Below are 22,598 nucleotides of genomic sequence, written 5' to 3' on the forward strand. Positions count from 1 at the left end.
GACAGACAGAGAGCGTTTCCCCCACTCGGCTGCGACGGCACAAAGCAGTACCGGTTCGCCCGCCCCGCCCGGAAAGGCCCGTTCTCGATGCGAGTGTCCGCCCCGCTGTCGTCCGGTCAGCAGCGCCTTTGGACCGTTTCCCAGCTGGACGGCGCGGGACCGGCCTACAACGAGACGATGGCCTTCACCCTGCGGGGACCGCTGGACCGCGAAGCGCTGCAAGGGGCCTTCGACGCCCTCGCCGACCGGCACGAAGCCCTGCGCACCCGGATCGTCGTCGAGGACGGCGAACCGGTGCAGGTCGTCGAACCCGCCGGTCACGGGTTTCCGTGCGTGGTCACCGAGGTCGCCGGGCGGCCGGGCGAAGTGGCCGAGCTGCGGCGGGCCGACGCGCTCGAGGCGTTCGACCTCACGCGGGCGCCGCTGGCCCGGGCGCGGCTGCTGGCCGGGGCCGGGGCGCCGCCCCCCGATCTCCACGCTACCGGGGAGCACCGACAGTTCCGGGACGACGAGCACGTCCTGCTGATCACCATCCACCACGTCGTCTTCGACGGCTGGTCCCGCACCCTGCTGCTGCGCGAGCTCGGCGTCCTCTACGCCGCTCGGCTGAGCGGGACCGAGGCGGAGCTGCCGCCCGCGCGGCCCTACCGCGAACACGCCCGGGCGCAGCAGGACTGGCTGGCCGGGGACGGCCCCGCACCGCACGAGGCCTACTGGCGGGAGCGGCTCGACGGGGTGCCGCCGGTGCTGGAGCTGCCCGCGGACCGGCCGCGCCCGGCCCGGCAGGACTTCCGCGGCGGGCGGGTGCCCGTCGCGCTGGGAGCGGATCTCACCGGGCGGCTGACGACGTTGGCACGCGAACACGGCGTCACGCTCTACTCCACCATCCTGACCTGCTGGTACCTGCTGCTGTCCCGGCTTTCCGCGCAATCTGACATCGTTGTCGGCGTCCCCACCGCCAACCGCGGCGCCGCCGGCGAGCACCCCGACACGCTCGGGTTCTTCGTCAACACCCTGGCCGTGCGGGCCGACCTGTCCGGTTCGCGCACCGGGGCCGTCCTGCTCAGCGAGGTCCGCGCGGCCCTGCGGGGCGCGATCGACCACGCCGAGCTGCCGTTCGAACGGGTCGTCGAGCTGGTCAACCCGCCGCGCAGCCCGGCGCACACCCCGCTGTTCCAGACGATGTTCGCCTGGGTGCCGACCCAGCACGACCTTCTGGAGCTTCCGGGCGTGGCCGTCGCGCCCCTCGACGTCGAGCACGCCCCCGCGAAGTTCGACCTCGCCCTCGGCCTCGCCGGCGAGAACGGCGACGTTCTTGGCCACCTCGACTACGCCGTCGCCCTCTTCGACCACCCGACCGCCGAGCGGTACGCGCGGTACCTCGTCCGGTTGCTGGACCAGCTGGCCACCCGGCCGGACGCCGACATCGCGAGCTACGACCTGCTCGACGACACCGAACGCCGCGAGATCCTCACCGCCTGGAGCACCGGCTCGCGGCCGCGACGACGTCCCGGCGGGCTCGTCGACCGGTTCACCGTCCACGCCGACGCCACCCCGGACGCGCCCGCGCTCGTCTGCGACGGCCGGACCCGCACCTACGGGGAGCTGGACCGCCGCAGCACGAAGCTGGCGAACGCCCTGCGCGCCCGCGGGGCCGGCCGCGGCCGGGTCGTGGGCGTCCTCAGTGGACGGTCCGCGGAGCTGATCACCGCCGTGCTGGCCGTGCTGAAGACCGGCGCCGCCTACCTCCCGCTCGACCCGGCCCAGCCGGCCGCCCGGCGGGCGGCGATGGTCGAGGACGCGTGCCCGGTGCTGGTCCTCGGCGACGACGTCGGCGACCTCGAGGCCGAGGGCGACGAGACCCGGAGACCGGTCACGACCGAGCGCGGCGACACGGCCTACGTGATCTACACGTCGGGGTCGACCGGGCGCCCGAAGGGGGTCGCCGTCACCCACCACAGTGGCCTCGCCCTGTTCGACCAATGGCTGGACCGCTTCGGCGCGACGCCCGGCGAAGCGACGTCGGCGTGGTCGAGCATCGGCTTCGACGCCTCGGTGCACGAACTACTGCTGCCGCTGACCACCGGCGCCGTGCTGCACGTCGTGCCCGAGGACGTCCGGCCCGACCCGGCCGCCCTGATGACGTGGCTGCGGGAACACCAAGTGGTCCAGGCGTTCCTGCCGCCCGCGTACGTCCGCTGGATCGACGAGGATCCAGCGCGCGTTCACGGGCTCGCCCTGCGGCACGTCCTCACCGGCGTCGAGCCACTACCGGAGGCCGCACTCGCCCGCTTCGCCGCCGCCCTGCCCGGCCTGCGGATCTGCTTCGGTTACGGGCCGACCGAAGCCACGCTCTACGCCACCGCGCACTTCGACCCACAGCCCCGGGACCGGCCGGCCCCGATCGGGCGGCCGCTGCCCGGCTCGCGGCTGTACCTGCTGGACGAGCGGTTGCGCCCGGTGCCGCCGGGGGTGGCCGGCGAGGTCTTCCTGGCCGGGGACTGCCTGGCCCGCGGCTACCTGCACCGGCCGGGCCTGACCGCCGAGCGGTTCGTGGCGGACCCGTTCGTTCCGGGCGAGCGCATGTACCGCACCGGGGACCTGGCCCGGTGGCTGCCCGGCGGCGAGGCCGAGTACGCCGGCCGCCGTGACGACCAGATCAAGCTGCGGGGCTTCCGCATCGAGCCCGGCGAGGTGACGGCCGCGCTGCTGGCCGTCCCCGGCGTCCGCGAGGCCGCCGTGCTGGTGGACCGCGAAGGCGAGCCCAGGCTCGTCGCCGGTGTCGCGTGCGACGAGCCGCGGACTCCGCACGAGTGGCGGGCCGCGCTGGCGGACCGGCTGCCGGACTACATGATCCCGTCGGTGTTCGCCGAGTTCGACCGGCTGCCGCTGAGCCGCAGCGGCAAGCTCGACCGCGAAGCCGTGCTGGCGCGCGCCCGGACGAGCGCACCCGCAGCGGTCAACACCGCGGCCCCGCGCGACCACGTCGAGCTGGCCCTGCTGCGGATCTGGCGAGACCTGCTGCTGCACCCGTCGATCGGCGTCTCGGACGGCTTCTTCGACGTCGGCGGCACGTCGATCTCGGCGATCAAGCTGGCGCACGCGATCGGCGCGGAGTTCGGCCGCGAGCTGCCGATCCGGGACGTCATCCTGCACCCGACCATCGAGGCGCAGGCCGCGCTGCTGCGCACGGACCACCCGCCGGAGGGCGGCAGCCTGATCGAGTTCCGCCGCGGTACCGGGCGCGCCCGGGTCGTCTGCGTGCACCCGGCGGGCGGCACCGCGTTCTGCTACCTGCCGCTCAGCGCCGCGCTGCCCGAGGATGCCGGTGTCCTCGGCATCCAGTCCCCCGGGCTCAACGCCGGCGAAGCGCCGCTGCCGAGCGTCGAGGCGATGGCCGAGGAGTATCTGCGGCTGGCCGGCCCGCGGCCGGACGAGACCTTGGTCCTTTGCGGACTTTCCTACGGTGGCTTGGTCGCCTACGAAATGGGCCGCCGGTTGGCGGAGCACCACCCGCACGTCAGCGTCGTCCTGCTCGACACCACCGCCACCGACGACCCCGCCGCGAAGGCGGCGATCGAGCCGGTGCCCGCGGCCGAGTTCCGCGAGAAACTGGTCCGCTTCAACGGGATGTACCCCGGGATCGAGGATGCCCAGATCGAGCGCTACCACCGCACGTACAACCACAACCGGCTGACCGCCCGCGAACACGATCCGGGCGAGACGGCGGCGCGCGTGCTGTTCGTGCAGGCCGTCGGCGAGGACACCGTCCCCGGCAGCGCCGAGTTCTGGCGCCGCCGGGTCCGGGGCGAGTTCGAGGTGGTCCCCGCGGACTGCGGGCACTGGGACATGCTGGAAAGCGACGCGCTGCCGCTGGTCGCGAAGCTCATCACCGCCGAGCTGGCGGTTCGATGACGTCGATCGCCCGCCGCGTCCACGACCGGGCCCTGCGGCACCCGGACGCCCTCGCCGTGTCCGACGGCGACCGTCGCCTCAGCTACGCCGAGCTCGACGCGGGAGCCGCCGCCGTCGCGGAAGCGTTGTCCCGCCGGGGAATCCGCCCGGGGGACGCGGTCGCCGTCGGCCTGCCGCGCTCGGCCGAGCTGATCCAGGTCATGCTGGGCGTGCTGCGCCTCGGCGGCCAGGTCGTCCCGCTGGACCGGCAGAGCCCGCCCGCGCGCCGCGACGTCATCCTCGCCGATGCGGGCACGGTCCTGGTCGTCAGCGACGACCTCCCCGGCGTCACACCGGCCGAGCTGCTGGCCGAACCCGCCGAAGCGGGCGCGCCCGCCGAGCCCGCACCGGCGTCGTTCCTCTTCGCCACCTCCGGCACCACCGGGCGGCCCAAGGGGGTCGAGGTCCGCGACGCCGGGATCCTGCGCCTGGCCGAACCCGGCTGGCTCGACATCGGCACCCGGTTCGCCTGCCTGGCCAACCCCGCGTTCGACGCGCTCAGCTTCGAGGTCTGGGTGCCGCTGCTGACCGGCGGCACGTGCGTCGTGCTCGACGACGAAACCGTCCGCGATCCGCAGGCCTTCGCCGGCGCGCTGGTCCGCGAGCGCATCGACACGATGTTCGTCACCGCCACGCTGTTCAACGCGGTCGCCGAGACCGTGCCGGGCAGCTTCGCCTCCGTGCGCCGCGTCGTCATCGGCGGCGAGCAGCTCAACGCCCCGCTGATCCGCCGCTGGTACCGGGCCAACCCGGACGCCCCGACGCGGCTGCAGAACGGCTACGGCCCGACCGAGACGACGACGTTCGCGCTCAGCTACGCCATTCCGCGCGGCTTCGACGGCGACGTCGTGCCGATCGGCCGCCCGCTGCCGGGCACCGGCGCGGTCGCGGTGACGCCGGACGAGCGCGTGGCCGCCGAAGGCGAGGTCGCCGAGCTGTACCTCTCCGGAGCCGGCGTCGCGCTCGGCTACCGCGGCCTGCCCGCGGAGACCGGGCGGCGGTTCGTCCGGCTGCCGTGGTTCGACGAGGGCCGCGCGCGGTTCTACCGCACCGGCGACCTGGTCCGGGTGCTGCCGGGCGGCCGGTACGCCTACGTCGGCCGGACCGACCGGCAGGTGAAGGTCCGCGGCTTCCGGATCGAGCCGGGCGAGCTGGAGCAGCGGCTCCTGGCCCACCCGGAGATCCGGCAGGTCCACGTGGCCGTGCGCCACGCGGCCACGGCCGAGCTGCTCGCGTTCGTCGTGGCCGGCGAGCTCCCCTATGCCGCCTTCGAAGCGCATCTGGCCGAGACCGTGCCCGCCTACATGCGCCCGCACCACGTGTTCCGCCTCGGCGAGCTGCCGCGGAACGCGAACGGCAAGGTCGACGAAGCCGCGTTGCTGGCGGGCGGGTACTCGTCCTGGCGGCCGGACACCGGCGGCGACGCGACGGCGTGGGAGCGCGAAGTCCTGGAGGTCGTGACGGACGTCCTCGGTGTGCCCGGCCTCCGCCCGCTGGACACCTGGCTGCGGTCCGGGGGCGACTCGCTCAAGGCCCTGCGGCTGCGGTTCGCGATCCGCGGACGCTGGGGCGCGGACCTCGCGCCGTCGGTCGTGCAACGCGGCACCTTCGCCGATCTCGCCGCGGCGATCTCGGGGGCGGGCCGCGCGGCCTACCCGGAGCCGGGCGCCCCGGCCACCGCGGCCACCGCCCCCGCCACCAGTGAACAGCAGCGGCTTTGGCTGGTACAGCAACGAAATCCGGCTTCCACGGCGTACCACGTGCCGCTGGCCTTCCGCGTCACCGGCGAAGCGGACCTCGACGCCCTGCGCCGGGACGTGCGCGGCCTGGTCGAGCGCCACCCGGCGCTGCGCACCGCGTTCGAGGCCACCGCCGACGGCCTGCGTCAGGTGACGAAACCGGCGTACGACCCGTGGACCGAGCCCGGCGAGGACTTCTTCACCGCACCCTTCGAGCTCGCCTCGGGCCGGCTGCTGCGCGCGGCCTGGCGTCCCGATGGCACGTTCCTGCTGTGCCTGCACCACATCGCCGTCGACGGCTGGTCGCTCAACATCCTGTTCCGGGAGCTGTCCGGCGCTTCGCCGCGGAGCGCGCCCACGCCACTCGACTTCGCCGCCTGGCAGTCCCGCTGGTTCGCCTCCCCCGGCTACCGCGCCCAGCTGACCGAGCGGTCCGACGACGCCGAACCGCTCGGCGAAGCGTCCCTGGCCGGACGGCTGCACACGACCCGCATCGACCGCGAACGCGTCGACGAATGGGCCGCCGAGCTGGGCCTGACCCGGTTCCAGCTGCTGCTGGGCGTGTTCGCCTGGAGCCTCTACGCGATGACCGGGCGGACCCGGCCGCGGATCGCCGCGCCGGTGGCGAACCGGCCGGTGCGGGCGTTCGAAGACAGCGTCGGGATGTTCGCCAACACGGTCCGGCTGCCGGTGACCGTGGACCCGGCCGAAGACCTGGACGGCCAGCTGCGCCGGCTCGGCGAGGCGGCGGGTGCGGCGCTGGACCACCAGGACGTCGCGTTCGCCGACCTCGACCCGGGCTACGCGGCCTTCGACTACCTGTTCGTCCTGGAAAACACCGACTTCGGGGCGCTGCGGCTGCCGGGCTGCTCGGTCAGTCCACAGTGGATCGAAGCGACCGAGGCCAAGTGCGCGCTCACGCTGTCGGTCGTGGAACGCACCGACGGCTTCGACTGCCTGTGGGAGTACGGGGAAGGCCACTTCACCGAAGCCGAGGCGACGGCCCTCGGCGAAGTCTTCGACCACGCCCTGCACGGTGACGCCCGGACTCCGGAGCGCCGCGACCACGGCCGTGGTCCCCGCGCCGGACTGACCTGGGAAACCGTGGCCGAAGGCTTCGCGCGGCAGGTCGAGCGGACGCCCGACGCCCCGGCGCTGACCGGCGATACGACGTTGACCTACGCAGAACTGGACGCGCACGCGGCCCGGCTCGCCGCCACGCTGCCCGCGGACGCCACCGACATCGCGCTGTACTTCCGGCCGTCGGCCGAGCACGTCGTCGCGCTCCTCGCGCTGGCCCGGCTGAACATCACCGCCGTGCCGCTGGACCCCGCGTACCCGCCGGACCTGCTGCGCGCCATGCTCGACCGCGTCCGGCCGCGCTGCGTCCTGCTCGCCCCGGGGGAAACGTTCGAGACCGACGTCGAGCGGCGGTTCGTCACGCTCACCGGCGGCCCGGTGCCGGACGTCCCGGCCCGGCACGCCGGACGGCCGCTCTACACGCTGTTCACCTCGGGCTCGACCGGCGTGCCCAAGGGCGTCCGCGTCCCGGACCGCACCCTGGCCAACCTGCTGCAGTGGCAGGACGCGCCGCCCGCGGCGACCCAGCAGTTCTCGATGCTCTCGTTCGACGTGTCGTTCCAGGAGATCTTCACGACGCTGTGCGGCGGCGGCCGGCTGCACCTGATCCGCCCGGAGTGGCGGCACGACGTCCCGGCGCTGCTGGCGCGGCTGGACACCGCCGGGATCGAACGGATCTTCCTGCCGTACGTGGCTCTGCAGCTGCTCGCCGAGCACGGCGTCCGGCTCGGGCGGTACCCGGCGCGGCTGCGGGACGTGATCACCGCCGGGGAGCAGCTGGTGTGCACGCCGGCGATCCGCCGCTGGTTCGCCGGGCTGCCCGGCGCGCGCCTGCACAACCACTACGGCCCGACCGAAACCCACGTCGTCAGCGCGCTGACCCTCGACGGCGATCCCGCGGACTGGCCCGACTCCCCCGCCATCGGCCGGCCGGTGGCGAACGCGGTCCTGCGGGTCGCCGACGCCGCGGGCGCGCCGCTGCCGCCGGGGCAGGTCGGCGAGCTCCTCATCGGCGGGCTCGCGGCGAACCGCTGCTACCTCGGCGAAGCGGCGCCGGAGAAGTTCGCCGAGCTGCCGGAGCTGTACTACCGCAGCGGCGACCTCGCGCACTTCGACCGCGCCGGGCTGCTGCACTTCGACGGCCGGGCCGACCGGCAGGTCAAGCTCAGCGGCCACCGCCTCGAACTCGGGCAGGTCGAGGCGGCGCTGCTGCGGCACCCGGACGTCGTCAACGCGGTCGTCGCGGCCGAAGGCGACCGGCTGACGGCGTACCTGGAGTGCCGCCGGACGCCTTCCGCCGCGGAGCTGGCCGACTTCCTGGTGCCGCTGCTGCCGCCGCACGCGCGGGTGGACCGCTTCCGCGTCGTCGGCGCCCTGCCGCGCACGCCGAGCGGGAAGCTGGACCGGGACGCCGCGGTCCGGGTACCGGGGACGGACCTCCGCCGGACGGCCGGACGGCCGTCGAGCGAGCTGGCGGCGTTGTTCGAGGAGGTGACCGGCGCCCCGATCGGTCCGGACGAGACGTTCTTCGCCGCCGGCGCCAGTTCGCTGTCGCTGATGCGGTTCCACCTGCGCTGCGCCGAAGCCGGGTACCGGTTCACCGTGGCGGACCTCTTCGAGCACGTCACCCTCCGGGACCTGACGCGGCACCTCGAGAGCGGCCCGGCGCCGGCCCGGGCCTCGGGCCGGGACGCCGCCGATGAGCCGGTGGCGGTCGTCGGCATGGCCGTGCGGCTGCCCGGCGCGCGGGACCTGGCCGCGTTCTGGGACCTGGTCGTTTCGGGTCGCCGGGGCATCGAAGAGTTCCCGGCGGCGGACGGCCTGGTCGGCGCGCGCAGTCTCCTGGCCGACCCGCTGGCGTTCGACCCGGAGCACTTCGGGATCAGCCACCGCGACGCAGGCCTGATGGACCCGCAGCAGCGGCAGCTGCTGATGGCGTGCGTGGAGGCCTTGGCGCACGCCGGGATCACTTCGGGTGCCGGGGTCGGGCTGATCGCGGGCGGTGGGGAGAGCACCTACTTCCAGCAGATGCTGCGCGAGGCCGACCCGGCGGCGCTGCCCGACGGCTTCCAGCTGGCCCTGCACCACGAGAAGGACTTCCTCGCCACGAAGGTCGCCTACCACCTCGACCTGAGGGGTCCGGCGCTGACGACCCAGACGGCGTGCTCGAGTTCGCTGGTCGCGGTCCACCAGGCGGCGGCGATGCTGCGCGGCGGCGAAGCCGAGGTGATGCTGGCGGGCGGCGTGCTCGTCGACGTCACCCTGGCCGGCGGGTACCGGTACCGGCCGCAGCACATCTTCTCGGCGGACGGGCACTGCCGCCCGTTCAGCGACGACGCGGACGGCACGGTGGGCGGCAGCGGCGTCGGCGTGGTGGTGCTGAAGCCGCTTTCCGCGGCCCGCCGGGCCGGCGACACGGTGTATGCGGTGCTCACGGGCTCCGCCCTGACCAACGACGGCGCGGTGAAGCAGGGCTACAGCGCCCCGTCCCCGGCCGGGCAGCGCGCGGCGATCCAGGCCGCCCTTCGGCGGGCCGGCCGCTCGGGCGCGGACGTCGGCTACGTGGAGGCGCACGGGACGGGGACCCGCCTCGGCGACCCGATCGAGGTGGCGGCCCTGCGCGAGGCGATGCCCGACGCGACGGGGTGTGCGTTGTCCTCGGTGAAGAGCCAGCTCGGCCACCTGGGTGCGGCGGCGGGCGTGGTGAGCTTCATCCGCGCGGCATTGGCGGTGCACCACGGCGTGCTGCCGCCGACGGCCGATTTCCGCGCGCCGAACCCGGCGCTCGACCTGGGGCCGTTCCGGGTGCCGACCCGGGCGGAGCCGTGGCCGGCGGGCCCGCGGGTGGCCGGGGTGAGCAGCTTCGGCATCGGCGGAACGAACGCGCACGTGGTGCTGGAGTCGGTCCGCCCGGTGCCGCCCCCGCGCCCGGATCCGGTGCGGTGCCTGGTGCTGTCGGCGCGCAGCGCGGCGGCATTGCGCTTAGACGCGGCCCGGGTGGCGGACTACCTGGCCGCGCACCCGGAGTCCTATGTGGACGTGATCCGGCACCTGCAGACCGGCCGCCGGGAAGAGCGCTGGCGCTTGGCGGCAGCCTGCCCGGACGCGGCCTCGGCGGTCGAGTGGCTCCGCACGGCCGAGCCGCGGGAGGTGCCCAGCGCGGCACCCGCACGGGAACGCACCACTCCCGACCCGGCACCCACACGGCAAACCGCCGCCTCCACGCCGACGAAGCCCCAAGAGGAGCCCGGCGCGACACTTCCCCGGGAAAACCCCGCCTCCGCACCGACCACGCCCCAAGAGCTGCCCAGCGCGACGCCTTCCTGGGAAAACGCCACTTCCGGGCCAGCAACGCCCCAAGAGGAGCCCAGCGCGACACTTCCCCGGGAAAACGCCGCCTCCGCGCCGACCACGCCCCGCCATGCCACCACCGCGCCGCCTCGCGAGGCCGCCGAACCGGCGGCCGCTTGGCCGCTCGGCGTTCCCGTCGACTGGGGCCAGGCCCCCGCCCCCGCGCCGTGGGACTTCCCGCCGCCCGCTTTCGCCGCGCGCGACTTCGACTTCCCGCGCCGGGCCGCCGTCGGGCGGCTACCCGAAGGCGAGTGGCTGCACCAGCCCACCTGGGTCCGCCTGCGCCGCGCGACCACCGCCACCGCCAACGCCACCCCCACCGACCGCGTCCTCGTCATCTGCGGCGAAGGCCCGCTCATCGCCCCCGCCCTCGACGCCGCCTACCCGCGCGTCGTGCGGGTCCACGTCGCAGACCGCTTCGCCCGCCTCGGGCCCGACACCTTCGAAGCCGACCCGGCCGACACGACCCACCTCCGCCAGGTGCTGGCTGCCTTGCCGGCCACCGAAATCGACTGGCTGCACACCCTCCCCCTCGGTATCACCGGCCCCGTCGGCGAAAAGTCACTGGACCGGGCACGCTGGGCCTGCCTCGACACGCCCGCCGCTCTCCTGCGGGCCGCCCACGACCGTCCACTCAGGACTTGGTGGCTCTCCTCCGGCGCCGTGCCCGCGAACACCGCCGTGACGCGCCCCGAAGCCGGGCTGCTCGCCGGGATCACCGCCGTCGGCCCGCAGGAAAGCGGCCTGCCCGGCCACTGGGTCGACCTCGAAAGCCCCGACCTGGACCGGACCGCCGACCTGCTCACCGGCCCTCCCCCGCCGGCGCGGGTCGCCCTCCGCACCGGGTTCTGGTGGACCCAGGACAGTGCGCCCGTCGCCACCACGGAGGTCGGGCTCCCCGACGGCACCTACCTCGTCCTGGGCGGCACCGGCGGGATCGGCACCGCGATCGCCGAGGAGCTGCTGACCCGCACCGGCGGCCGCGTCGTCCTGCTCGCGCGCCACCCCTTCCTGCCCGAGGCCCTCAAGCCGTGGGCGGACCGCGTCGACCTGCTCGCCGCCGACCTCGCCACCGTCACCGCCGACGAGATTCCCGCTCCCCTCGCCGGGATCGTGCACGCGGCCGGGACACCGGACGGCGGCCTGATCGCCACCCGCGGCGAGAGCACGCCGAGCGGCAAACTCGCCGGGGCCCTCCTCGTGGAACGGCTCATCGAACGCGACCGGCCGGCGTTCGCCGTCTCCTGCTCGTCGCTGTCCGCGCAGTTCGGCGGCACCGGCCAGCTCGACTACGCCGCGGCCAACGGGTTCCTCGACGCGCTCGCCCACCGCGACGGCCCGACGGCCCGGCTCGCCATCGGCTGGGACGTCTGGCGCGACAGCGGCATGGCCGTCACGGCCCTGGAGACCGACACCCGGCACCAGGCCCACCTGGCCGTCGGCCTGAGCGACGACGAGGGCCGGCGCACCTTCGCCCGCGCACTGGCGACGGGGCTGCCGCACGTCCTGGTCGCGACGACCGGCCTCGACGCCGCCCGGGTCTTCCACGAACGCGACACCACGCCGGCGGCGAAACCGGCCGCGGCGGACCTGACCGAGGAAGTCCGCGCCCTCCTGGGCGTCGCCGAACTCGATCCGGACGTCCCGCTCTACGACCTCGGCGCCGACTCCCTCACCCTGCTGGACGTCGTCGAGTCGGTGAAACGCCTGTACGGCGTCGACCTCGACCTCGCGTGGCTCGGCCCGGAGGTCACGATGGCGGCGTTGCTGGCGAAGCTCGCCCAAGCCGCCGACACCGGCGAAGTGGCCGTGCAGGTCTGGCGCGAAGGCAGCGGCGACCAAGCCGTCTGCCTCGTGCACCCCGTCGGCGGGGACGTGCACGCCTACCGCCCGCTCGTCGAGGCCCTCCCGCCCGGACTCGGCGTCTGCGTGATCGCCGACCCGGCGCTCGGCCGGCCGGAACCGCCCGGCTGGCCGGTCGCGGACCGGGCCCGCCGGTACCACGCGGCGCTGCAGGCACAACTGCCCGGCCGCACCTGGCAGCTGGCCGGGTGGTCGTTCGGCGCCTGGGTCGCGGCCGGCATGGCCGCCGAAGCGGAGGCGGCCGGGCAGCCGGTGCGGGCGCTGCACCTCATCGACCCGCCGCCGCCCGGCGCGAGCGCCGCCGACTACAGCGACGCGCAGCTGGAGACGGTCTTCGAGCGCGAGCTGGGCGCCTCCGGCGGCACCGCCGGCGAGCACGCGCGGCGGCTGGCCCGGGCGTGCCGGGCCAACCTGCGCAGCATGGCCGGGCACGAACTGCCCCGGCTGGCCGCGACGCCCAGCCACGTCTGGCTCGCCACCCAACCCGAGCCCGGCCTGCCGGTGGCCGGCCGCGACGGCTGGCGCGCCCTGCTGCCCGAGCCGAGTCACTGGCACGAACTGCCCGCCACCCACTACGGCATCGTGCGCGCCCCGCACGTCACCGAAGTGGCCGCCGCCATCGAACGGTGAGACCCACCGGAGGAAAGGAAACCATGGAGCAGTACGAACTCGAGGCCGTCAAGCGGATCACGACGCGGCCGGCGCGCGGCTACCGGACGCTGCAGGTGCGGGGCCTGACCCCGGTGCTCGGCGCCGAGGTCACCGGCCTCGACCTGACGCGGGAACTGACCGAAGAACAGCTCACCGAGCTGAAGACGGCCTTCCTGGACCACCACGTGCTGGTGTTCCGCGACCAGGACATCTCGGTGGCCGACCACAAGCGCCTGGCCGCGAGCTTCGGCGAGCTGCGCCCGGTGAACCCGCCGCCCGAGCACGGCGACCCGTACATCCTCGAGGTCGCGACCGCGCCGGAGTCGGCCAACGTCTTCGGCAACGGCTGGCACGCCGACGGCACCGCCGACGCCGAGCCGTCGCTGGGCTCGATGCTGCACATCACGCGGGTGCCCGAGCCGGGCAGCGGCGGCGACACGCTATTCGCGAACATGCACCTCGCCTACGACATGCTGTCGCCGAAGCTGAAGGAGCTGCTGGCCGGGCTGACCGCGATCCACGACGGCGCGCACGCGTTCCGCGGCCACAAGATCCCCGAAGGGTACGAGCCGCCGGTGAGCGAGCACCCGGTGGTGGTGCGGCACCCCGAGACCGACCGGCCCCTGCTGTTCGTCAACCCGGCCTACACCTCGCGCATCCCGCAGCTGTCGGCCGACGAGAGCCAGGCGGTGCTCGACCTGCTGTTCTCGGTCGTGCCGAACCGGCCGATGCTCGCCTGCCGCGTCCGCTGGGAGCCGAACACGCTGGTGTTCTGGGACAACCGCTGCGTCCAGCACCACGCGACGTACGACTACTACCCGCACACCCGCTTCGGTCACCGCGTCGCGATCAACGGCGGCCCGCTCAAAGGCTGACCCCGTCTTCCCCGAGGAGCTCTGTCCCATGTCGACCGAACCCGTGGTGGACGTCCGCGATCCGGCCGTCCTCGACGACCCGATGCGCGGCTACGACCGCATCCTCGCCGCGTCGCCGGTCTGCCGCGCCCGGCTGCCGAACGGCGCGGAGGGCTGGCTGGTCACCGGCAGCGCCGAAGTGCGCGCGGTGCTGGCGGATCCGGCCGTGCGCAACGATCCGGCCGGCCTGCCGGGCCAGGGCGCGCGGACGCAGGAGGAGGCGTTCCTCGCGCTGGGCACGCCGCGGGAGCACCTGCCCTACCTGCGGGCGAGCCTGCTGAGCCTCGACGGCGCCGAGCACACCCGGCTGCGACGCAGCATCAGCCACGCGTTCGGCGCGACGCGGGTCGCCACGCTGCGGCCGCGGGTGCAGCAGATCGTCGACGAGCTGCTCGACGGCCTGGACGGCCCGGCGGACCTGCTCGACGAGTACGCCTACCCGCTGGCCATGGCGGTGGTGTGCGAGCTGGTCGGGGTGCCCGAAGCCGACTGGGCGGACTGGTACCGCTGGGGCAAGGTCCTCGTCGACGGCGACCCGGCGCGGATCACGCCGACGCTGGGCGAGATGTTCGCCTACTGCCACGCCCTCGTGGACCGCCGCCGGGCGGACCCGCGGGACGACCTGCTCAGCGAGGTCGTCGCCCAGGACGACCTGACCGACGTCGACGCGGTGGCCCTGGTCGTGTTCCTGGTGCTGGCCGGCCACGAGACGATGGCGAACATGCTGGCCAACGCGGCGCTGGCGCTGATGCGCGACCCGGCGCAGCGGGAGCTGCTGCGCCGCGAGCCCGAACTGTGGCCCGCGGCGGTGCGCGAGCTGGTCCGCACGGACGGGCCGGTCCAGCTGGCCCGCTTGCGGTACGCGGCGACCGATCTGGAGGTCGGTGGCGTGCGGATCGAGGCGGGGGACGCGGTGCAGGCGGTGCTCGGCGCGGCCAACCGCGACCCGCGGCAGTTCGCCCACCCGGACCGGGCGGACATCCGCCGGCAGGCCGAGCACGGCGGCCGGGAGGGCAACGTGGGATTCGGCTGGGGGCCGCACTTCTGCCTCGGCGTCGCGCTGGCGAAGCTGGAGGCGGAGGTCGCGCTGCGGAGCTTGTTCGAGCGCTTCCCCGAGGTCGAGCCGGTCGGTGAGGCGGCGTGGGTGCCGCTGCCGCGCGCCCGGCACCGGGTCGCGTTGGCGGTGCGGCTGCGGTGAACGACCCCGATGTTTCGGTCATCCTGCCGTGCGCCGGGTTCGGGACGCGGTTCGGCGCGCCGTACGCGAAAGAACTGCACTGCCTCGCGCCCGGGACCACCGTGCTGGACCGCAGCCTGGAAGCCGTGGTGGAACTGGTGAAGAGCGGGCTCAGCGTGCGCGTGGTCGTCGTGTTCGGCCCGCACAAGCTGGACACGGTGAAGTACCTGGCGCGCTACGCCGGGACCTTCCAGCTGGTCTTCGTCTACCAGGACGACGTGGGCGAGCCGGGGCTCGACGGCGCGATCCGGTGCGCCCTGCCGCTGACGCGGGGACCGGTGGCGCTCGTCCTGCCCGACATCGTCGTCAGCGGCGTGGACAGCCTGCTCTCCGCGCTGCGGCAGGCGGACGTGACGGGCTGGAGCGTGGTGGCCGCCGCGGAGCGGGATCCCGGCGTGCTGCGGCAGATGGGCGCCCTGGCAGTGACCCGCGACGCCGGTGTCGTGACCGTCGAGGCCGCCGCGGAAAAGCCGGCCGACCCCGCGGGCTTCAACGCGCTCTGGGGCATGGTGGCGGTCACCGAGGACCAGGCCCACCGGCTGCCGGACGTGGCGCGGCGGGACGCGGCCAGCCCGCTGGCCGGGGCACGCGCCCTGATGGTGGCGCGGATCGTCAACTACAACACCACCGAGGGGTGAGCATGCTCGACGACGTGGTGGCGGCGCTGGACACCGTCCTGCCGCGGCTGGCCGCGGTCACCGGCACGCCCGGGGTCGCCGTCGCGGTGGCGACGAGCGACGACCTGCGGACGGCCGCGACCGGGTTCGCGGACCTGGCCGCGCGCACGCCGATGACCGCCGAGACGGTCGCGCCGGCGGGCTCGCTGACCAAACCCGTGACCGGGCTGGCCTTCCTGCAGCTCGTCGAGGCGGGGATGGCCGGGCTGGACACCCCGGTCGACCAGGTGCTGCCCGCGGGACTGCGCGGTCCCGGCGCGGCCCCCGCCACCACCGGCATGCTGGCCGCCCACCAGGGCGGCTACTCCAGCGACATCGTCACCGCGGTCGCGCCCACGGCGCCGGCCGAGCCGATCCTCGACTACGTCCGGCGGCGGCACGAGACCGGCCGCGCCGTCGAGTACGGCGGGGTGCTGCCGCTGGTGACGGCGCCGGGGTCCTATTCGTACTCCAGCTTCGGGGTCGGGGTGCTCGGCGGTGTGGTGGAACACCTGGCCGGCGAGCCGTACACGGCTCGCGTCGAGCGGGACGTGTTCGCCGCGGCCGGGATGCGGGACACGAGCATCGACGACGGGACGGGGAACGCCGGTGGCGCCACCGGTTACGCCGCCTTCGGCGACTGGTGCCTGCCGAGCCCGCCCCTGCGCACCGCGGCCTACCCGGGCGTCGGCATGCACACCAGCGCGGCGGATTTCGCACGGCTGCTGCAATCCCTGCTGCGCACCGCCCGGGGCGAGCGCGGGCTGGTCGGGCCGGACTCGCTCGCGGCCATGGTGGCCCCGCGGGTCGAACGCCCGAGCCCGCACGGCGTCCGCTCGTTTTCCGGCCTGACCCTCGAACTCGCCGATCCGGCGCTGGGCGAGGACTGGTGGTGGGGGCACACCGCGGCGTTCCCGTGGGGGTTCTGGTGGGAAGCGCGGGTCTGGCCGCACCGCGACCTGGCCGCGGTCGCGGTCGGCAACCGGTGGGACATGGCCAGGTTCCACAACCCCGCGAGCCGCAGCGCGCCCGGCCTGGCCGTGGAGTGGGCGGGCCGCTGGGCGGTGTCCGGCGCGCCGGCGAAGCTCCCGGACATGGACGGGCGGCCCCGGTGGACCGGTCCCCGGCCGACGCCGGAAAGCTCGCACTGGATGGGCGTCCTGGTGGGCGAACGCACCCACGGCCTGCTCGGCGTGCCCGGCCCGCTGCCGGTCGCGACGCTGACCGCCGGCGTGCGCTCACTCGGCGACGGCGACGCCGACGGCTGGGACCCGGCCGCGTTCGGGCGCGGCCTGGAACAGGCGCGCGCGGTGGCGCCGGACCCGGCCGCGCTCGGGGCGCTGGGCCGGGAGCTGGGCCCGGCCGCGGCGCTGTGGATGCTGGAGTGCGGGGCCGCGGGCGCCGACGTCACAATGCCGGTCGGCTTCTACGCCGGGGCACCGCGGTGACGCGGGTCCTGCTCTCCACCTACGGCACGCGGGGCGACGTCGAACCGCTGGTGGCCCTCGCGGTCGAGCTCCGGGCGCTCGGCGCGGACGTGCGGATGTGCACCCCGCCGGACGAGGAGTTCACGGACCGGCTGGCCGGTCTCGGGATCGAGTCGGTGCCGGTCGGGCCGCCGGTGCGGGCGCTGATGCGCGCGACGGCTCCCCCGACCCCGGCGGAACTGACCCGGTACCGGACCGAACTGCTCGAAACGCAGTTCGCCGTCCTCCCCGCGGCGGCCGGCGGCTGCGACGCGCTGGTGGCGGCCGGGCTGGCGCAGGTCGCCGCGCGGTCCGTGGCCGAAGCCGCGGGCATCCGCTACGTCTACGCGACCTACGCGGCGGTCAACCTGCCGTCGCCGCACCACGCGCCGCCACCGCGGCCCGGCTGGCCGGAGCCGGCCGGCGCGGACAACGCGGAGCTGTGGGAGCTGGACGCCCAGCGGGTGAACGCGCAGTTCCGCGAACCGCTCAACGCGCACCGCGCCGCCCTCGGCCTGCCGCCGGTGGACAACGTGCGCGACCACGTCTACTCCGATCGGCCGTGGCTGGCGGCGGACCCGGCGCTGGGGTCGTGGCCGGAACCCGCGGGTCTCGAAGTGGTCCAAACCGGTGCGTGGACCCAGGTGGACGACCGCCCGCTGCCGGCCGAGCTGACGGCGTTCCTGGACGCCGGGCCGCCGCCGGTCTACGTCGGCTTCGGCAGCATCGGCGCGGCACCGAACATCGCGCGGTGGTCGGTCGAGGCGAGCCGCGCGCGGGGGCACCGGGTGCTCGTCTCCCGCGGCTGGGCCGACCTGGCCGTGGACGGCTGCTTCGCCATCGGCGACGTCAACCACCAGCGCCTGTTCAGCAGGCTGGCCGCGGTGGTCCACCACGGCGGCGCGGGCACGACGCAGACGGCCGCCCGGGCCGGCGTCCCGCAGGTGGCGGTCCCCATTCGCTTGGCGGACAACCCGTACTGGGCCGGCCGCGTGGCCGCGAGCGGGGTCGGCGCGGCCCTCGACGGCCCGACGGCGACGTTCGAGGCACTGGCCGCGGCGTTCGACACGGCGCTAGCCCCGGAAACCCGGGCGCGGGCGGCGGCGCTGGGCGCCGGGATCCGCACCGACGGGGCCACGACGGCCGCCCGCCTGCTGCTCGACGCGCTCCGGTAGCGACGTGCGGCCGATCGGGTGAAATCCGGCTCCCGGCCCCAACCGGGGCGGCGGCGTTGGGGCTCCCCCGATGCCGCGAATGACTCATTGGGGACCTCAGAGGTCCCCAATGAGTCATTCGCGACGTTCGAACCTGGAGCCGGCGACGCCGTCAGGGCGCTTGACCGTCCACAAGGGAGCTTCCGGCCGGGCCCGGGGAGAGGTGCCAGACCTCCGCCATGGGCGTCCACCAAGCGCCCCCTTCACGCTCGGAAAGCGATTCCTGACAGGGGTCGGTCAACTTCCACCAGCGCTGCGTTTCGGGGTCCGCGGCGATGCGCGCCTGATCGGCGTCGTGGTCTTCGCCGACGTACTCGTAGTACCCGAAGAGCAGGTCGTCGTGCAGGAAAATGGTGAAGTTGCGGATGTTGGCTTCCCGCAGCGTCCGTTCGACCGCGGGCCACACCTCGGCGTGCAGCCGCAGGTACTCCTCGCGCTTCTCCGGACGCAGGCGGATCAGCATGCCGTAACGCTGGGCCATGGAACTCCTTCGGAAACGGGAACAGCGGTCAACGTTCCAGGCGGCCGGGGTCGCCGGAGCCGGGGCGGCGGGCGAGCCACGCTTCGGTGATGTGGTCGAACATCGCCTTCGCGGCGCCTTCGCCGTCCCCGGCCGCGATCCGTTCGTAGACGCGGCGGTGCCCCTGGTTGGAGGCCACGCACAGGGCGCGCTCGCTCGGGCCCACGTAGCGGGCGGTGTTGACGACCTGGCTCTCCAGCGCGCGCACCACGCCCCGGGCGAGGCGGTTGCCCGAGACCTGCATGATCGTGTCGTGGAACGCGAGATCCTGTTCGCGGTAGGCGACGGGGTCGTCGACGAGCTCGTCCATCAGGTCCACCAGCTCCCCCAGCCGCGCGACGACCTCCGGGCCGGCGGTCCGGGCGGCGACCAGCGCCATGTCCGCTTCGAGCAGCCGGCGCGTCACCACCAGGTCGTCGAGGACGGCGGCGGTCTCGTCCTCGGCGATCACCGCGGCCAGGACGAGCTCGTCGAGCATGTTCCACATCGACGCCGGGTTCACCACCGTGCCCGCGCCTTGGCGGACCTGGACCAGACCTTTCGCCTGCAGCAGCTTCACCGCCTCGCGGACCACGGTCCGGCTCACCGAAAAGCTCTCGCACAGCACCGGTTCGGCCGGCAGCGACGCCCCGGGCGGGTGGACCCCGCGCACCACGCGTCCCACGAGTTCGGCGGTGACCGCGCTCGCCAGGTTCGCGGGGCGGCGCACCCAGTCGGGGACAGCGGGTGGCCGGTCTGATGCCGTCATCGTTCCTCCGGTCGCACTGCGCCGACCTCCGCCGAACGCACGTGAAGCTTACACAGCCCAGGCGTTGACGTCATACGTCATACGAGTTACGTTTTGCCGCACTGCGCCGGGCCACTCCCCGTCCGGCCACCGTCTGGAGAAGTGAGCAGCGATGAAGCAGCGCACACTATTCTCGGCCGCCCTCGTCGCGGCGTTGGCGTTGACCGCGGGCTGTGGAAGCGCCGCCGGCCCGGCCGCCCCCACCGGCGACGCGAGCGGCAAGCTCGTGGTCTGGGACTGGAAGTCCGGCGACGCGAAAGCCGCGAGTTACGTGGCGAAGGCCAAGGCCGAGTTCGCCAAGCAGCACCCCGGCGTCACCGTCGAATTCGTGGCCCAGCCCTACGACCAGTACTACACCCTGCTGGGCGCGGCGATCCAGGCCAAGAGCGGGCCGGACGTCATGCTCTTCAACGGCGGCGGCCAGATCCGCGACCGGGTCGGCGACCTCGCGCCGCTGGACTCCTACGTCGCCGACGACCGCTCGCGCCTCAGCGGCTGGGACGCCTTCACCAAGGACGGGAAGGTCTACGCCGAGCCGGTCACCCTGCAGGGACACCCCTTCTACTACGACAAGTCGCTCTACGAGAAGGCCGGGCTGAACCCGCAGGCGCCGCCCCGGACCTGGGAGGAGTTCGTCCGCGACTGCGGCACCATCGCCGCGAAGACCGGCGCGAAGTGCCTGGCGCTGGGCAACAAGGAAGGCGCCGGAATCCAGTTCTTCCTCTCGGCCGTGGGTTCGGCGACCCTGACGCCGCAGGAGGCCACCGACTGGATCGCGGGCAAGCGTGACTGGACCTCGCCGGACGTCAAGCGGGTCTTCGAACTCTGGAAGCAGGTCAACGACACCGGGCTGAACACCGACGGCCCGAACTCCACCGCGATGTTCAACGACGCGTTCGCGCTCTTCCAGTCCGGCAAGGCCGCGAACGTCATCGGCCTGATGTCCGACGTCGGGCACTGGAAGGACTTCGCCGAGTTCCTGGGCGCGGACAAGGTCGGCGTGATGACCACGCCGGTGGTCAACCCGGCCGCCACCCCGAGCCTCCCCTACGACGGCGGCATCGGCTACGCGGTCGCGAAGACCACGAAGGATCCCAAGCTGGCCGCGGACCTGGTCCGGTCGCTGAGCTCGACCGACGCCTTGAAGTCCTTCTACGCCGACAGCGGCGCGATCGCCGCGGACACGTCGATCGACGTCTCGGCGGGCGGCCCGGCCGTGGCGACGATCGTCTCGGAGGTCAAGACCGGCAAGCCGGCGCTCCACGTCGCGCTTTCCTCGAAGACGCTCGACCTGATGGGCCGGCTCTCGCAGCAGCTGCTGAGCGGGTCGATCGGCGTCGACGAGGTGCTGCAGCAGCTGGCCGCGTCGGACAAGGGCTGACCACGTGACCGGGTACTCTCCCGCCCCGGTGGACCGGGCCCCGGCCCGGCCCACCGGGCGGCCCGCGCCGGCCCGGCGCGCCCGCGCCCCGCGCGGAACGCGGCTCGAGCGCTTCGCGCCGCTCGTCCTCGTCGCCCCGGCCGTGCTGATCGTCCTCCTGCTGCGGCTGTGGCCGCTGCTGCTCGGCGTCAACTTCTCCTTCACCGGGGACGGCGCCCGCAACGGTACAGCCGTCGGCTTCGACAACTACGCGACGCTGTTCGACGACCCGCTGTTCCACACCGCCGTGCGCAACGTCGGGCTGCTCGTGCTGCTGCTCCCGGTCGCCGTCGCCATCCCCGGCCTGCTCGCCACCTTCATCCACCTGAAGGTGCCCGGGCACCGGATCTACCGCGGCGTCTACTTCTTCCCGGCCGTGCTGTCCCCGGTCATCGTCGGGGCGATCTTCAACCTGCTGCTGGCCTTCGACGGGCCGGTCAACGCCTTGCTGGGCCTCGTCGGCCTCGGCCCGGTGGACTGGCTGGGGAATCCCAGCGTGGCGATCTTCGCCGTCGTCGGGGTGCACGTCTGGGCGACCTTCGGCATGGCGCTGGTCGTCTTCCTCGCCGGTTTCTCCACTTTGGACTCCTCGCTGCTGGACGCGGCCAAAGTGGACGGTGCGTCGCTGCCGCAGACCATCCGGCACGTGATCGTCCCCGGCCTGTCCCGCACCATCCAGTTCGTCTTCGTCACCACCATGATCGGGATGCTGACCTCGATGTTCGGCCTGCTGTACGTGATGACCAACGGCGGCCCGGCCGGGTCGACCTACCTGCCCGAGTTCTACGTCTGGTTCCAGCAGGGGCACCTGAACCAGCCGGCGCTGGCCTCGGCGGCGTCCACGGTGCTGTTCCTGATCATGCTCGTGGTCGGGCTGGCGCAGATCGGCATCCTGCGGCGCGCCGGAAAGGAGGACTGATGCGGGGTTCCCGGCTCACGAAGTGGCTCGCCGCCATCCCCATGGCCGCGCTCGCCCTGGCGACGATCTACCCCCTGGTGTTCACCGCGAACGTCGCGATGAAGGACCGCCGCGAGTACACCCTCGACCGGTTCGCGCCCGCCGGCGCCCTCCGCTGGGACAACATCACCCGGGCGTGGACGAGCGTGGGGATGTCCCGGTACTTCCTCAACTCGGTCGTCGTCGTGGCGTGCTCGGTCGCGGTGCTGCTGCTGCTCGGGTCGATGGCGGGCTTCGCGCTCGGCCGCCTGCGCTTCCGCGGGTCGTCCGCGGTCTACCTGGGCATCCTCGCCGCGCTGTTCGTGCCGTTCCAGGTGATCATGGTCCCGCTCGCGCGGCTGATGGCCGGCACCGGGCTCATCGACACCTACCCGGGGCTGGTGCTCGCCTACGTGGCGCAGTTCCTGCCGTTCACGGTGTTCCTGATGACCAGCTTCTACTCGGCCGTGCCGGCGGAGATCGTCGACGCCGCCCGCGTCGACGGGTCGACCGTCTACGGCGTCTACTGGCGGATCATGCTCCCCCTGGGTGCCCCGGCGCTGCTGTCGGTCGGGGTGCTCAACGCGCTGTTCTGCTGGAACGACGTGCTGATCTCGCTGCTGCTGATGCCGTCGGTGGAGCACCGGACCCTCATGGTCGGGGTGACCGCGCTGCGCGGGCAGTACTCGGCCGACATCCCGACGTTCGCCTCGGGCGTGCTGATCGCCGCGGTGCCGGTGCTGCTCGTCTACCTGTTCCTGCAACGCCAGATCGCCGACGGGGTCACCGCCGGGTCCACGAAGGGATGA

Annotated in this window: 12 protein-coding genes; 10 read left to right on the forward strand and 2 right to left on the reverse strand. The window is 74.0% G+C overall.

All coding sequences use genetic code 11. The annotated features are described in order from the left end of the window. Positions 1–87 precede the first annotated feature (87 nt). From AB0M30_RS11635 to AB0M30_RS11665, 7 genes are read left to right on the forward strand one after another with little or no spacing between them, the layout of a single operon-like run. Positions 88–3,915, forward strand: coding sequence for an amino acid adenylation domain-containing protein (locus tag AB0M30_RS11635; RefSeq protein WP_364582858.1), 3,828 nt, complete (start codon positions 88–90; stop codon positions 3,913–3,915). Continuing rightward, positions 3,912–12,617 carry an amino acid adenylation domain-containing protein gene (locus tag AB0M30_RS11640; protein ID WP_364582861.1) on the forward strand — a complete coding sequence of 2,902 codons (8,706 nt, stop codon included), beginning with the start codon at positions 3,912–3,914 and terminating at the stop codon, positions 12,615–12,617. Before AB0M30_RS11635 ends, AB0M30_RS11640 begins: the two co-directional genes overlap by 4 nt. 23 nt (positions 12,618–12,640) lie before the next feature. Beyond that, positions 12,641–13,513: a TauD/TfdA family dioxygenase gene (locus tag AB0M30_RS11645; RefSeq protein WP_364582864.1), complete on the forward strand. Its 873-nt coding sequence runs from the start codon at positions 12,641–12,643 to the stop codon at positions 13,511–13,513. A 28-nt stretch (positions 13,514–13,541) separates the two neighbouring features. Further along, positions 13,542–14,750, forward strand: a complete 1,209-nt coding sequence (locus tag AB0M30_RS11650) for a cytochrome P450 (protein ID WP_364582867.1) — start codon at positions 13,542–13,544, stop codon at positions 14,748–14,750. Continuing rightward, complete coding sequence (locus tag AB0M30_RS11655) at positions 14,747–15,427, forward strand: hypothetical protein (protein WP_364582869.1); 681 nt, start codon at positions 14,747–14,749, stop codon at positions 15,425–15,427. The genes AB0M30_RS11650 and AB0M30_RS11655 overlap by 4 nt, the downstream gene beginning before the upstream one ends. Before the next feature lie 2 nt (positions 15,428–15,429). Next, entirely contained in the window at positions 15,430–16,893 is a 1,464-nt protein-coding gene (locus tag AB0M30_RS11660) for a serine hydrolase domain-containing protein (RefSeq protein ID WP_364582871.1), read from the forward strand. Beyond that, the gene (locus tag AB0M30_RS11665; RefSeq protein ID WP_364582873.1) at positions 16,890–18,086 is read left to right on the forward strand and encodes a glycosyltransferase; all 1,197 of its coding nucleotides are present in this window, start codon (positions 16,890–16,892) and stop codon (positions 18,084–18,086) included. The genes AB0M30_RS11660 and AB0M30_RS11665 overlap by 4 nt, the downstream gene beginning before the upstream one ends. A gap of 151 nt (positions 18,087–18,237) precedes the next feature. Here the strand turns inward: AB0M30_RS11665 and AB0M30_RS11670 are convergent, their stop codons facing one another. Together AB0M30_RS11670 and AB0M30_RS11675 are read right to left on the reverse strand one after the other, a co-directional pair. Beyond that, positions 18,238–18,606 carry an L-rhamnose mutarotase gene (locus AB0M30_RS11670; RefSeq protein ID WP_364582875.1) on the reverse strand — a complete coding sequence of 123 codons (369 nt, stop codon included), beginning with the start codon at positions 18,604–18,606 and terminating at the stop codon, positions 18,238–18,240. Positions 18,607–18,634: 28 nt separating this feature from the next. Then, positions 18,635–19,393 (reverse strand): FadR/GntR family transcriptional regulator, encoded by a 759-nt coding sequence (locus AB0M30_RS11675; RefSeq protein WP_364582876.1) that lies wholly within the window; start codon positions 19,391–19,393, stop codon positions 18,635–18,637. 151 nt (positions 19,394–19,544) lie between these two features. Here AB0M30_RS11675 and AB0M30_RS11680 point away from each other — a divergent pair, with 151 nt between their 5' ends. From AB0M30_RS11680 to AB0M30_RS11690, 3 genes are read left to right on the forward strand one after another with little or no spacing between them, the layout of a single operon-like run. After that, positions 19,545–20,813: an extracellular solute-binding protein gene (locus tag AB0M30_RS11680; protein ID WP_364582879.1), complete on the forward strand. Its 1,269-nt coding sequence runs from the start codon at positions 19,545–19,547 to the stop codon at positions 20,811–20,813. 4 nt (positions 20,814–20,817) lie between these two features. Continuing rightward, on the forward strand, positions 20,818–21,771 hold the full coding sequence (locus tag AB0M30_RS11685) for a sugar ABC transporter permease (RefSeq protein WP_364582882.1): 954 nt from the start codon (positions 20,818–20,820) through the stop codon (positions 21,769–21,771). Further along, a complete protein-coding gene (locus AB0M30_RS11690; protein ID WP_103343212.1) occupies positions 21,771–22,598 on the forward strand; it encodes a carbohydrate ABC transporter permease in 828 nt (275 codons plus the stop codon). Before AB0M30_RS11685 ends, AB0M30_RS11690 begins: the two co-directional genes overlap by 1 nt.

The organism is Amycolatopsis sp. NPDC051716 (genome assembly GCF_040681595.1).
Classification (GTDB): domain Bacteria; phylum Actinomycetota; class Actinomycetes; order Mycobacteriales; family Pseudonocardiaceae; genus Amycolatopsis.